Source organism: Peribacillus sp. NPDC097264, from assembly GCF_050277925.1.
In the GTDB taxonomy this organism is placed as follows: domain Bacteria; phylum Bacillota; class Bacilli; order Bacillales; family DSM-1321; genus Peribacillus.
The window spans coordinates 49,428-62,510 of record NZ_JBNNSR010000014.1 but is presented as its reverse complement, the minus strand read 5'-3'; the positions used below and the strand labels follow the sequence as shown (position 1 = coordinate 62,510).

The following is a 13,083-nucleotide window of genomic DNA, read 5'->3' as shown; positions in this document are numbered from 1 at the left end:
AAGGAACAACGTTCCTGATATGTTTGGTGGCGATAGCGAAGAGGTCACACCCGTTCCCATTCCGAACACGGCAGTTAAGCTCTTCAGCGCCGATGGTAGTTGGGGGTTTCCCCCTGTGAGAGTAGGACGCCGCCAAGCTATACTTTATAATAAATGTACCATTCATACCGTCGCGGGGTAGAGCAGTCCGGTAGCTCGTCGGGCTCATAACCCGGAGGTCGCAGGTTCAAATCCTGTCCCCGCAATCATGAAAAAAACGAAACGATGTTTCGTTTTTTTATTTTTACGAATCAATTGAATATTTTTTTGTGAAATAAGCCATACTATAATTAATGTTATGTTTTATTAATCCATCTCTTTAAAAAAGGAAAAGAAATTCCTTGCTTATCAGAACGATTTGTATTATAATAATATAAGTCTTAAAGAAAAAGTATAATGTTTGGTGGCGATAGCGAAGAGGTCACACCCGTTCCCATTCCGAACACGGCAGTTAAGCTCTTCAGCGCCAATGGTAGTTGGGGGTTTCCCCCTGTGAGAGTAGGACGTCGCCAAGCTGTACTTTTTATATAAATGTATCATTCATACCGTCGCGGGGTAGAGCAGTCCGGTAGCTCGTCGGGCTCATAACCCGGAGGTCGCAGGTTCAAATCCTGTCCCCGCAATCATGAAAAAAACGAAACCTTTGTTTCGTTTTTTTTGTTTTACCGGATTTTCATCTTATAATATCCATAACTTATTTGTTTCTTCTTTTGAAACAAGGTACACTACATATAGAATCTTTTTTTGAATCAATGGTGAATGAATGCGTTTTTTATAGGTAGAATTTAGCCCTTTTTTAACTGGGGATCAATTACTTAATTGAATGATAAAGGTGACGGATATATGCAACATTTCGAATGGATTTCTGAAAATGAGGAAGAGACGGCACAGTTTGCGCAGGAATTGGCTAAGAGGCTTCGCAGTGGCGATGTACTGGCTTTAGAGGGAGATTTAGGGGCAGGGAAAACTGCATTTACTAAAGGTCTTGCTAAGGGATTAGGGGTCTCACGTACGGTGAATAGCCCTACCTTTACGATTATAAAGGAATACAACGGTCGCTTACCCTTATATCATATGGATGTATATCGGGTAGGAGAGTCAGAAGAGGATTTAGGTTTTGATGAATATTTTGATGGCGATGGTGTGACAGTCGTGGAATGGGCCCATTTAATAAAAGACCAACTCCCCGAGGACATTCTGACCATTAATATTTATCGTCTTGGTGATACGAGTCGCCGATTTGTTTTGGAAGCTCATGGCGAACGGTATGTTATGTTATGTAAGGAGATAATTTCATGAAGGTTTTAGCGATAGATACATCGAACTTTACTTTAGGGGTTGCTTTAATAAATGGTACCCAAGTGATCGGAGAGTACACGACGAATTTAAAGAAGAACCATTCCGTTCGGGTGATGCCTGCAATCGAGTCTTTATTGAAGGACTGTGATACGTCTCCTAAAGAGCTGACGAAAATCGTTGTCGCTCAGGGTCCTGGATCTTATACAGGAGTTAGAATTGGCGTAACGATAGCAAAAACATTGGCCTGGACACTGAATGTTCCATTATCCGCTGTTTCTAGTTTAGAAGTGCTAGCAGCGAATGGCCGTTATTTTGATGGTTTGGTTTCCCCATTGTTCGATGCTAGACGTGGCCAGGTATATACAGGTTTATATGAATTTGATCATGGCACGTTAAAAACGGTCACGGAAGATTGTAATATTCTAAGCTCTGAATGGGCGATGAAGGTAAAGGAATACAATCGACCAGTATTGTTTGTTGGCCAGGACGTGGAGATTCATCGTGAGGCCATTACAGAAGTACTGGGGGATTTAGCTGTCTTTGCTCCTGTACAGTTGTATAATGCGAGACCAAGCGAACTTGCTTTTATTGGTTTGAATAAGGATGAAGTCGATATACACCACTTCGTTCCCAACTATATTCGTATGGCTGAAGCCGAAGCAAAGTGGCTTGAACAGCAGGGTAAATAAAATAAAAGGAAAGCGACCGATTATGATGAGCAAAACAATGACGTTTCGTAAGATGAAAACGGAAGATATCGAGCAAGTTTTGAACGTGGAAAAACAGTCCTTCACTTTGCCTTGGAGCCGGGAAGCTTTCTTTAATGAACTGAATCATAATGAATATGCTGTTTATATGGTTATTGAAGATGAGGGGAAAATTGCCGGTTATTGCGGGGCCTGGATTGTCATTGATGAATCGCATATTACCAATATCGCCATTTTACCCGAGTATCGAGGGCAAAAGCTTGGTGAAGCCCTGCTAAGAAAAATGATAGAAATCTCGATCAGCATGGGGGTGGTCCGGATGACGCTAGAGGTTCGGGTCAGCAATGCTGTAGCCATTTCCCTCTATGAAAAACTGGGCTTTCAAAAGGGCGGAATAAGGAAAAGATATTATACAGATAATCAAGAAGATGCTTATGTTATGTGGGTGAATTTTAGATGAAAAAAGATCAATTGATATTGGGTATTGAAACGAGCTGCGATGAGACAGCTGCAGCCGTCATTAAGAATGGAACAGAGATAGTCAGCAATGTTGTGGCTTCACAAATAGAAAGCCATAAACGGTTTGGTGGTGTCGTTCCGGAAATAGCGTCTCGTCATCATGTTGAGCAGATCACCATCGTATTGGAGGAGGCCCTGCTTCAAGCTGGTGTGACATATGAGGATTTGGATGCCATAGCTGTCACTGAAGGCCCAGGGTTAGTAGGAGCCTTGTTAATAGGCGTTAATGCAGCCAAAGCCATTGCTTTCGCGCATGGAATCCCTCTTGTGGGAACGCACCATATTGCAGGACATATATATGCGAATAGACTGGTACAAGAAATACAGTATCCTGCCCTTTCTTTAGTCGTATCAGGTGGACATACCGAATTGGTGTTATTGACTGAGCCTGGTTCCTTTAAAGTAATTGGGGAAACAAGAGATGACGCGGCAGGCGAGGCTTACGATAAAGTCGCAAGAACACTGGGGCTTCCGTATCCTGGGGGTCCACATATCGATAGACTTGCTCATGAGGGGACACCATCTTTGAAACTGCCAAGGGCTTGGTTAGAAGAAGGAAGCTATGACTTTTCTTTCAGCGGCTTGAAATCAGCTGTCATTAATACCTTGCATAATGCAGAACAACGTGGCGAAAATATTGAGCCGCAGGACTTAGCGGCAAGCTTCCAGGCGAGTGTTATTGAGGTTCTTGTGAAGAAGGCCGTCAAGGCTGCCAAGGAATATGAAGTGAAACAGGTATTGCTTGCTGGAGGAGTTGCTGCCAATAAAGGGCTCAGAAATGCTCTTACGGATGCTTTTTCAGGTTTGTCAATGGACCTGGTCATTCCTCCCTTACATCTTTGTACGGATAACGCGGCGATGATCGGTGCTGCAGGCAGCATCATGTTTGAAAAGGGAAAACGCTCAGGACTAGATTTGAACGGAAATCCTGGGTTGGATATAGAAGTTTTCTAATGAAGGCAGGATACCGAACTTTGGTATCTTGTTTTTCTGTTTTTACAAATCATGCTTATTTTGTGGATAAAATTTTTTCACTATTCAAAACACCTGTGTATAAATAGTAATTTTGTGGATAAGTGGATAAATTTTTGTGGATAGTGTGGGTAAACTAAAATAATGTTGATTCAGTCGTGCTTGTTATGTGCATAAGACTGTGGATAACTTATTGCTTCATAAGAAAAAGACTGAGTCACATGACCCAGCCTTCATCTTACTCTTCTAATTCGGCCCATTCTTCCAGATACTGATCTAATGTTTCTTGTGCCTTGTCCAGTTTCGTCTGTATGTCCATCACTTTTTCATGGTCTTGGAAAACCGCTGGGTCACATAGAAGCTCATTATACTCGGTAATTTCTGTTTCCAGCAATTCCATCGCCGATTCAATCTCTTCGATTCGACGTTTGCGTTGCCGTTCTGCTTTTTTCGTTTCTTTATCCAGTTTATAATTTGTTTTTTCGACCTTTATTTCTACTGTATTTGCCTTACCCTGTTGTTCAAGGGCTTCAATTTCAGCTTGCTCTTGTTTTTTCTCAACATAGTAATCATAATCCCCAAGGAATTCTTCATTGCCGTCCTTGGATAGCTCTATGATTTTTGTAGCGATTCGATTAATGAAGTAACGGTCATGCGAGACAACAAGAATGGTTCCAGGATAATCGATCAAAGCATTTTCAAGGACTAACTTGCTCTCCAGGTCCAAATGGTTAGTCGGTTCATCCAGAATCAAAAAGTTTCCCTTTTCCATCATCATTTTCGCTAAAGCAAGGCGAGCCTTTTCCCCACCGCTCAAAGTTGAAACGGTTTTCAACACATCGTCCCCGCTAAAAAGGAAATTGCCTAGCACTGTCCGGATATCTTTCTCCGGTTTAGTCGGGTAATCATCCCATAGTTCATTCAGGACGCGTTTATTAGAAATGAGATTGGCTTGTTCTTGATCGTAATAACTGACTTCGACATTGGTTCCAAAGCGAAATTCCCCGGAAATCGGAGGGAGCTTTGAAATGACGGTTTTCAATAATGTAGATTTACCGACACCATTCGGTCCGACGAGGGCAATGCTTTCGCCTTTTGTCATCCGGGAGTTAATGTTTTGAGACACTGCTTCCCCCGCATAGCCGATGGCCAAGTTTTGAAGATGAAGCACTTCATTGCCACTTTGTTTTTCTATTTGAAAGGAAAAATTGGCGGATTTCTCATCACCCTGAGGCTTGTCCAATACGTCCATCTTTTCCAGCTGTTTACGACGGCTTTGGGCTCTTTTGGTCGTCGATGCCCTCGTTATATTACGTTGGACAAAATCTCGCAGTTTTTCTATTTCCCCTTGCTGTTTCTCGAATTGTTTCATTTCACGTTCATAGTCTTCTGCTCTTCTTTCTAAGTAGGAGCTGTAATTTCCATAGTACTTTTTCATGTTATTCCTTGAAATTTCATAGACCTGATTGACAACTTTATCAAGAAAATAGCGATCATGGGACACAATAAGTACTGCACCCTGATAGCTTTGCAAATATTGTTCAAGCCAAGAGAGTGTCTCGATATCCAGATGGTTTGTAGGCTCATCCAGTATTAAAATATCAGGTTTCTTTAAAAGTAATTTCCCCAAGGCAAGGCGTGTCTTTTGACCACCGCTCAATGTGGAAATTAAAGTGGAATGATCAAAATCTCCAAATTGGAGACCATGTAAGACAGAGCGGATATCAGCTTCATATTGATACCCGCCCTGTTCTTTGAATGTTACCTGGAGGGCATCATATTCACTTAACACCTTTTGGTAACGTATTTCATTTTCAAATGTTGCGGGATCGGCCATGGCAGCCTCGAGTCGCCGTAGTTCTTTTTCTTGTCCAATCAGTTTTTCGAATACAGTCAGCATTTCGTCCCAAATGGATAGTTCGGATTCCAATCCAGTATCCTGGGCCATATAACCGATTGTAATGTCTTTTGGCTTGATGATTTCGCCACCATCATGAGAAATTTGACCGGCTATAATTTTTAGCAAGGTCGACTTTCCTGCTCCATTTCGACCGACTAGGGCAATCCGGTCTTTATTTTGAACTTCAAGCTTCATATTTGATAAGATTAGCTCAGCACCATAATATTTAGATAGTTGATTGATTTGTAATAGAATCATGGATTTCACCTCAATTGATTATTGTTAGTGTAACGTATTATAGTATTTAACGGCAACAGCTTTGGTTTTAAAGGTGAAAAACAAGCTGTTACATAATGTAGGATAATAGTGTATGATTTAGGAGGGGTAATTTTATGAGCGATTTAACGCATTTTAATGAACAAGGCAGAGCCAAAATGGTTGATGTGAGCACGAAGCCGGAGACAATCCGGACGGCAACAGCTCAATCCAGCATCTTATTGAACGAAGAAATATATGAAAAAATCACGAATCAACAAATGAAAAAAGGTGATGTATTGGCGGTAGCACAGGTTGCAGGCATCATGGCCAGCAAAAATACATCCAATATCATTCCGATGTGTCACCCCATTTCCTTACAAGGGGTCAATATTGCTTTTGAGTGGGAAAAAGAAGAAAAAGGATACCGGCTTAAAATTGAAACACAGGTGAAAACGAAGGGTAGTACAGGTGTTGAAATGGAAGCGTTAACAGCAGCATCTGCAACCGCATTAACGGTTTACGACATGTGTAAGGCACTGGATAAAGGAATGATTATCGGGCCTACATTTTTAGTGGAGAAAACAGGTGGCGTGTCCAGCAGTGATTACAAAAGGCAGCTAAATCAAATGTAATCGTTTTAAAAGCATGTATAAAGGCGGGGAAGAACAATGAACCATGACCCAAAGATACCGCAAGCAACGGCTAAAAGGTTGCCCTTGTATTATCGATTTTTAAAAAACTTACATTCCTCAGGTAAACAAAGAGTTTCCTCAGCTGAGCTGAGTGAAGCTGTAAAGGTAGATTCAGCAACGATCCGCCGCGATTTTTCCTACTTTGGAGCACTTGGAAAGAAGGGCTACGGCTATAATGTCAATTATTTATTGTCTTTCTTCAGAAAAACATTGGATCAAGATGAACTGACAAAAGTAGCCTTAATTGGAGTGGGGAATTTAGGGACTGCCTTTTTAAATTACAATTTCATGAAAAACAATAATACAAAAATTGAAATGGCATTTGAAGTTTCTGAAGACAAGGTCGGAAAGACCATCGCTGATGTGCCGATCTATCATATGAACGAAATAGACACACTTTTGCAGGAAAACAATATTACGGTAGCGATTTTGACGGTCCCTGCCCAAGAGGCCCAGACGATAACCGATCGTTTGGTTCAGGCCGATATAAAAGGGATACTGAATTTCACTCCAGCCAGGCTGACTGTACCCCCATCCATAAGGGTTCATCATATTGATCTGGCGGTTGAGCTTCAATCGCTGATTTACTTTTTAAAGCACTATCCTGTAGTAGAAGAAGCTGTTCTAGAAGAATAAAAACACGCTGCGATTATGCAGCGTGTTTTTTATTTCTTGTTATTCTTTTGTATGGACTTAATTTTAAAGTGGATGAGAATCATACGGATCCCAGATCCCAAGTCAAGAGTCGCAATCAATACAAGGATATAGGCGAAAAATCCCCATCCGGAAGAATTGACTGTCTGGACGGCAATCGTTGTAAAGAGAATGCCCAAGCCTGCGTATACGATTCCGATGAATAAAGGTGACTGACGTTTCATAATAAACCTCCGATAAAGGCTTGTGCAGTATCTGACAATTTCTCGATATCTTCTCTATATACCACCTGAATAATGACAACAAGGGTATTCATAGCGACATGTGCGGCTATGGATACGAGAATACGGCCCGTTTTGGCATATAGGAAGGCAAAAGTGAAGCCCATTGCTGCATATAAAAGAAGATGTTCGAGTTCACCGTGTGCCAAGCCGAAAATAACCGAGCTGAGTAAAGCCGAAATGAAGAAATTAAAGCGTTTATAAAGCGATCCGAAAATAATTTTCCTGAAAATGATTTCTTCCAAAATAGGACCAATCACAGAGGTAACAAATATGACCATCGGAACTTTATAAATGAGTGAAACCAGATTTTGAGTATTTTCAGATTCAGTCTCCACCCCAAGCATCTGTTCGATGTTCCCAGCAATATTTTGAGCGAAAAAGGCTAGGAAGACACCCGCTATTGCCCATAGGAAGGACACGGGAACCGAAGTCTGTGTAAGCTCAGTATTTTCCTTCATATCTTTTCGCAACAAGAATAGAATCACTATTAGTGCTGCAAGAAAACTGAAGACGATCCAGTAAGCGGCCGATTTAACTTCGAGCTCATCACTTGGTATGCCCAGTGCAGACCCGATCACCGTGAAAATCGGCATTCCGACAATACCCGATAATTGCATGGCAATGTAAGTAATGATGACGAACCAATATTCTTTTTTCAAAAATGAAAACTCCTTTAATTAAGTCCGCCATTTTTTTAGAGTCCTGACATGGGGACAATCTATAAACGTATATAAAAAGGGTATCAAAAAACAGCCCATAACACCACTTATAGGTATATAAAAAGAGAACATTTCCAAAAAACATTTTAGGAATCATTATCCTAGAGTAGTATACCCGAAATTTATCAGAAATTAATAAAAAAAATTCAACAAGATACTTGCAAAAAGGGCTCGATTTATTTAATATTATAAATGTGTTAGCACTCGGTGTTGATGAGTGCTAATAAATCAGGCAATTGATTTAAGAGAAAATGAGGAGGTTGTTTCACTTGTTAAAACCATTAGGTGATCGCGTTATTATTGAATTAGTTCAATCTGAAGAAAAAACGGCAAGCGGTATTGTTCTTCCTGATACTGCAAAAGAAAAGCCACAAGAAGGTAAAGTCGTAGCGGTTGGTACAGGCCGTGTCCTTGAAAATGGCGAACGTGTTGCTTTAGAGGTTGCCCAAGGCGATCTAATTATCTTCTCAAAATATGCTGGTACTGAAGTTAAATACGAAAATAATGAATACTTAATCTTACGTGAAAGCGATATCTTAGCTATCATTGGCTAATTATACATCATACTTAACTGAACGAAAATTTTTCTTAAAATGATTAGGGAGGTACTTATACATGGCTAAAGAAATTAAATTTAGTGAAGAAGCTCGCCGTTCAATGCTTCGTGGCGTTGACGCTCTTGCAGATGCAGTAAAAGTAACGCTTGGACCAAAAGGACGTAACGTGGTTCTGGAGAAAAAATTCGGTTCACCGCTTATTACCAATGACGGTGTAACAATCGCTAAAGAAATCGAATTAGAAGATGCTTTCGAAAACATGGGTGCGAAATTGGTTGCTGAAGTAGCAAGCAAAACAAATGACGTAGCTGGTGACGGAACGACTACTGCAACGGTTCTTGCGCAAGCAATGATCCGTGAAGGTCTTAAGAACGTAACAGCTGGTGCTAACCCAATGGGTATCCGTAAAGGGATGGAAAAAGCGGTTAATACTGCTATTGCAGAATTAAAAGCCATTTCTCAACCTGTTGAAAACAAAGAATCGATTGCACAAGTTGCCGCTATCTCTTCAGCCGATGAAGAAGTAGGACAATTGATTGCAGAAGCTATGGAACGTGTAGGTAACGACGGCGTTATCACAATCGAAGAATCTAAAGGTTTCACAACTGAATTGGACGTTGTAGAAGGTATGCAATTCGATCGCGGATATGCGTCTCCTTACATGGTTACTGATTCAGATAAAATGGAAGCGATTCTTGAAAATCCATACATCTTAATTACCGATAAAAAAATTACGAACCTTCAAGAAATCCTTCCTGTACTTGAGCAAGTTGTACAACAAGGAAAACCACTATTGTTGATTTCTGAAGACGTGGAAGGCGAAGCACTTGCAACTCTTGTTGTGAACAAACTTCGTGGAACATTCAATGCAGTGGCAGTTAAAGCTCCTGGATTCGGTGACCGTCGTAAAGCTATGCTTGAAGACATCGCAGCTCTAACAGGCGGCGAATTGATCACGGAAGAAATCGGCCTTGACCTTAAATCTGCAACAATCGATTCTTTAGGACGCGCTTCTAAAGTCGTTGTTACAAAAGAGAACACAACAATCGTTGAAGGTGCTGGAGACACAGCTCAAATTCAAGCTCGTGTAAACCAAATCCGTGTTCAATTAGAAGAAACAACTTCTGAATTCGACCGCGAAAAACTACAAGAACGCCTTGCTAAATTAGCTGGTGGTGTAGCCGTAATCAAAGTCGGAGCAGCTACTGAAACAGAACTTAAAGAACGTAAACTTCGTATTGAAGATGCATTGAACTCTACTCGTGCTGCTGTTGAAGAAGGTATCGTAGCCGGTGGTGGTACAGCTCTTCTTAACGTATACAATAAAGTTGCAGAAATCGAAGCGGAAGGCGACGTAGCAACAGGCGTGAAAATCGTTCTTCGTGCAATCGAAGAGCCAATTCGCCAAATCGCTCACAACGCTGGACTTGAAGGATCTGTAATCGTTGAGCGCCTTAAAGGCGAATCAATTGGTACTGGCTTCAATGCCGCTACTGGAGAATGGGTGAACATGATCGAAGCTGGTATCGTCGATCCTACTAAAGTAACTCGTTCAGCTCTACAAAACGCTGGATCCGTGGCTGCTATGTTCTTAACAACAGAAGCAGTTGTTGCTGACAAACCAGAACCTGCTGGCGCTGCTGGCGGCGGAATGGGAATGCCTGATATGGGCGGAATGGGCGGCATGATGTAATAACTCATTTTTGAGAACTGGTTAACCCCATTTTTCGTCCAAAATGAGAAGCAGTTTTGCTAACTATTAATAAGTAAAATATAGACTACTTCCTCTAAAAAGGGGAGGTAGTCTTTTTTGTTGTTAAAATTTGCGTACCAAGATTTCTTAGAAGATAGGCAATTCAAAAATACTACAGAAGCAAATATTAAAAATTACAAAATGTTGCTAGGACAATTTATAGATTATTGTATTAAACAAGAAGTGGTGAATTTAGAGGGTCTTACACCTATGCAGGTGAAATCGTATTTAATGATGTGTCAGGATAAAGGGAATAAAGCAGGAACGCTTAATACGAAACTCCTTAGGAGGGACTATAGCATAATTACTTGGAACAGGAATTAGAAGAGGAGAACTTGTTGGTCTGATGTGGATTTTACCAAAGAGTATAAAACCTCTTGAACAAATTTATTATTCGGCGGGCACATATTTGCGGTATGTCGTTAAAGGACTTGTTCGCCACTATTTATTATATTAACAAAGAGCTACCATTGTACTCTAGCGTTAGGGCTTATTAGTAGTTAGAGGCTCAAGTGAAATTAGTAACAATGGGCATGTTCTAAGCAATCACTTATTGAAAAAAAGTAGAAATTTAATGGTATCGTGAACCTGGATGACGAATTTCAGGGCCAAGGTGCGGCTGCCATTAAAGGTTTTTATAAAGCGCAAGTGGATGTAGTAAATGCATGGATGGGTTTGATTGACCGTCACATCGCATTTTTTAGTGGCATTCCAGGAGATATTATTGAGGCAGACCTCAATGAAAGTATTGTTACAGTCCCTTTTTTAGAAGAAGAGTTAGTTACGGCTAGTCATAATGCTAAGGAAATGGTCCGCGCTCAGAAAACGGACTTGAAGAAAATCTTGGAAGGGATTCATGATATCATTCAATTAGAGCCCTTTTCCGATGAAGGTTTTTTAGAAAATATGGAGAAGGCGGAAAAGAAAAGGACCAAAACGATCAATAAGGTTCATAAACTAGACCATAAATGGACGACAGAATATGCTGAATCCGAAGAGGATCTGGATTCGATAGTTGCTCTCATGCAACAGTTGAAGGAATCTAGTACAAGGGGTGGGGAGACATCTCCTTTATATTTTAATTCGACCTCTTATAAAAATAGCGGAGCTTTTAAAAATGTAGAAGTAAGAAAAAAAGAGAATGAAGAATATCTGAAAGTGAAGAAAGAGGAAGCAGAAAAACGACTGATGAAAGACTTGAAAGCACAGCTTGATTCCGTTACAGATCCAGATGAGTTTTTCAAAATAGCTAATAAGATTGGGTATGAAAACTTAGAGCCTAGTCATCAGCAATATGCTTTACAATTAGAGATAAATAGACAAACGACAGAGATTGCAAAAGGAGTGGGAGAAGGCCTTTATGATGCAGGAAAAGACTTTGTAGTCGGAACATGGGATTTTGTCACGAATCCTGGAGAGAGTCTTAAAGGTACGGCTAATTCTATCGTCCACCCTGTTCAAACCTATAAGTATATTTCTAAATCTATCAAGGACTCCTACGAACGAGACATGGTAAATGGTAATGCCAATTCTCGGGCTCAATGGGTATCCTATGCACTAGGAACAACCGCGACTTCAATAGTAGGAACTAAAGGCGCAGGCGCCGTCACTAAAACCGGGGTAGCAACCACCAAAACGGCTGCAGTGAAAGGAACTGTGAAGGCGAAAGAATTATCTAGTTCTATTGCTAATCTTTTGCCTTACAATCCTAGAAACCAACTAGAATTGGCTGGAGGCGTCCCTTATAATACGGTTAATAGTAATGGGTTAAAAGAACAGCTAATTTCAATAGCGAGAGTAGAATCTGAAATTAATGGTAAGGGTACGGGTAAATATCAAGTTGTAGCATATAAGGATATTAAAGGAGTAGAAGGACTAGATGCCCATCATGCAGGCCAGAAGGCAGTAATGAAGAAATTAGTGGATAATTACGATCCATATACTGCTCCCGCAATAAATGTTCCAAAGGTCGGTCATACAATAAAAGGCCCTAATGGTATAATTTCGAGAAGTACCAAAGGAATAGAGAATCCTAGACAGCTATTGGCAAGGGATATTATCGAACTAAGAAGAGTCTATGATGATATACCAAATGCTAAATTAAAGAGTCTTATTGAATTAAACAAAAAAATGTATCCAGAAATGAGGAAATTAAATGAATGAGATTTTTGTCAAATCACTTTATGATTCAATAGTTAAAGAGAATCTTAAACTATACAAGAACTTGTATGAAACAACAAATGTTACTCCTAAAACAGATGAGTATTGGAAAAAAGCTATTAGTTTTTACGATAGTTTAACAGACGAAAATAAAGATATATTAATTAAGATAATTGAACAAACCATGATTAATACTATTTCAAACATGCTAGGAGTAATTGATGGAGGTTCAACTTTAAAAGATTGTTCGTTCGAACCTAAATTACTGCTTGATTCTATTGATACAGAAGGAGAACTACAAGATTCCTTTTTAGAATTCATAGAAGAAAGAGATAGCAACAGCTAATTGAACTTTTTATTACAGTGTTTTGTAGAACACAATTGTGATATTTTTGTTTCTATGAATCCTATTACCTTGATTGGCTAAATGCCTTTCAAGGTTTTTTACTTTTCATGAGTTCAGCGAACTCGTGGGAGGCCTCTTTTTTTCATTTGTTTAGTTACGTACAGATAAATGTAAAAGATTATCATTGACTAACATTATATGCGTTGTTAGAATGCATAAAAAGG

General features: G+C 40.1%; 14 protein-coding genes, 2 tRNA genes and 2 rRNA genes. 15 read left to right on the top strand and 3 right to left on the bottom strand.

Translation table 11 applies throughout. The features are described 5' to 3' along the window. The first annotated feature begins 22 nt into the window (after nucleotides 1-22). From rrf (ACQKL0_RS18460) to tsaD, 8 genes are all read left to right on the top strand, one after another. Nucleotides 23-138 (top strand): 5S ribosomal RNA (gene rrf / locus ACQKL0_RS18460). Nucleotides 139-171: 33 nt separating this feature from the next. Then, nucleotides 172-245 (top strand) — tRNA-Met (locus tag ACQKL0_RS18455). Between the two features lie 193 nt (nucleotides 246-438). Further along, a 5S ribosomal RNA gene (gene rrf, locus ACQKL0_RS18450) occupies nucleotides 439-554 on the top strand. A gap of 34 nt (nucleotides 555-588) precedes the next feature. Continuing rightward, a tRNA-Met gene (locus ACQKL0_RS18445) sits at nucleotides 589-662 on the top strand. Nucleotides 663-882: 220 nt separating this feature from the next. Beyond that, complete coding sequence (gene tsaE / locus ACQKL0_RS18440) at nucleotides 883-1,338, top strand: tRNA (adenosine(37)-N6)-threonylcarbamoyltransferase complex ATPase subunit type 1 TsaE (protein WP_402875439.1); 456 nt, start codon at nucleotides 883-885, stop codon at nucleotides 1,336-1,338. Then, entirely contained in the window at nucleotides 1,335-2,027 is a 693-nt protein-coding gene (gene tsaB, locus ACQKL0_RS18435) for a tRNA (adenosine(37)-N6)-threonylcarbamoyltransferase complex dimerization subunit type 1 TsaB (protein WP_402959443.1), read from the top strand. The genes tsaE and tsaB overlap by 4 nt, the downstream gene beginning before the upstream one ends. A 25-nt stretch (nucleotides 2,028-2,052) precedes the next feature. Next, nucleotides 2,053-2,505 (top strand): ribosomal protein S18-alanine N-acetyltransferase, encoded by a 453-nt coding sequence (rimI, locus tag ACQKL0_RS18430; RefSeq protein ID WP_402959490.1) that lies wholly within the window; start codon nucleotides 2,053-2,055, stop codon nucleotides 2,503-2,505. Next, nucleotides 2,502-3,518, top strand: coding sequence for a tRNA (adenosine(37)-N6)-threonylcarbamoyltransferase complex transferase subunit TsaD (gene tsaD / locus ACQKL0_RS18425; protein WP_402875442.1), 1,017 nt, complete (start codon nucleotides 2,502-2,504; stop codon nucleotides 3,516-3,518). The genes rimI and tsaD overlap by 4 nt, the downstream gene beginning before the upstream one ends. A 256-nt stretch (nucleotides 3,519-3,774) precedes the next feature. Here tsaD and ACQKL0_RS18420 read toward each other — a convergent pair whose 3' ends face one another. Then, a complete protein-coding gene (locus ACQKL0_RS18420) occupies nucleotides 3,775-5,694 on the bottom strand; it encodes an ABC-F family ATP-binding cassette domain-containing protein (RefSeq protein ID WP_427689042.1) in 1,920 nt (639 codons plus the stop codon). Nucleotides 5,695-5,828: 134 nt separating this feature from the next. On the opposite strand from ACQKL0_RS18420, the gene moaC reads away from it, so the two are divergent. Both moaC and ACQKL0_RS18410 read left to right on the top strand, forming a co-directional pair. Next, nucleotides 5,829-6,326 (top strand): cyclic pyranopterin monophosphate synthase MoaC, encoded by a 498-nt coding sequence (moaC, locus tag ACQKL0_RS18415; RefSeq protein ID WP_427689040.1) that lies wholly within the window; start codon nucleotides 5,829-5,831, stop codon nucleotides 6,324-6,326. Between the two features lie 36 nt (nucleotides 6,327-6,362). Then, complete coding sequence (locus tag ACQKL0_RS18410) at nucleotides 6,363-7,022, top strand: redox-sensing transcriptional repressor Rex (protein WP_402875445.1); 660 nt, start codon at nucleotides 6,363-6,365, stop codon at nucleotides 7,020-7,022. A 29-nt stretch (nucleotides 7,023-7,051) separates the two neighbouring features. On the opposite strand, the gene ACQKL0_RS18405 is transcribed toward ACQKL0_RS18410, so the two are convergent. Together ACQKL0_RS18405 and ACQKL0_RS18400 are read right to left on the bottom strand one after the other, a co-directional pair. Next, nucleotides 7,052-7,264, bottom strand: coding sequence for a YdiK family protein (locus ACQKL0_RS18405; RefSeq protein WP_402875447.1), 213 nt, complete (start codon nucleotides 7,262-7,264; stop codon nucleotides 7,052-7,054). After that, on the bottom strand, nucleotides 7,261-7,983 hold the full coding sequence (locus ACQKL0_RS18400; RefSeq protein ID WP_402991579.1) for a CPBP family intramembrane glutamic endopeptidase: 723 nt from the start codon (nucleotides 7,981-7,983) through the stop codon (nucleotides 7,261-7,263). The genes ACQKL0_RS18405 and ACQKL0_RS18400 overlap by 4 nt, the downstream gene beginning before the upstream one ends. A gap of 329 nt (nucleotides 7,984-8,312) precedes the next feature. Between ACQKL0_RS18400 and groES the strand changes: the two genes are divergently transcribed. From groES to ACQKL0_RS18375, 5 genes are all read left to right on the top strand, one after another. Continuing rightward, on the top strand, nucleotides 8,313-8,597 hold the full coding sequence (groES, locus tag ACQKL0_RS18395; protein WP_402875451.1) for a co-chaperone GroES: 285 nt from the start codon (nucleotides 8,313-8,315) through the stop codon (nucleotides 8,595-8,597). 61 nt (nucleotides 8,598-8,658) lie between these two features. After that, a complete protein-coding gene (groL, locus tag ACQKL0_RS18390; RefSeq protein WP_427689038.1) occupies nucleotides 8,659-10,293 on the top strand; it encodes a chaperonin GroEL in 1,635 nt (544 codons plus the stop codon). A gap of 120 nt (nucleotides 10,294-10,413) precedes the next feature. Then, entirely contained in the window at nucleotides 10,414-10,677 is a 264-nt protein-coding gene (locus ACQKL0_RS18385) for a hypothetical protein (protein WP_427689036.1), read from the top strand. 258 nt (nucleotides 10,678-10,935) lie between these two features. Then, nucleotides 10,936-12,516 (top strand): T7SS effector LXG polymorphic toxin, encoded by a 1,581-nt coding sequence (locus ACQKL0_RS18380; protein ID WP_427689034.1) that lies wholly within the window; start codon nucleotides 10,936-10,938, stop codon nucleotides 12,514-12,516. After that, entirely contained in the window at nucleotides 12,509-12,859 is a 351-nt protein-coding gene (locus ACQKL0_RS18375; RefSeq protein ID WP_427689032.1) for a transposase, read from the top strand. Before ACQKL0_RS18380 ends, ACQKL0_RS18375 begins: the two co-directional genes overlap by 8 nt. Nucleotides 12,860-13,083: the final 224 nt, after the last annotated feature.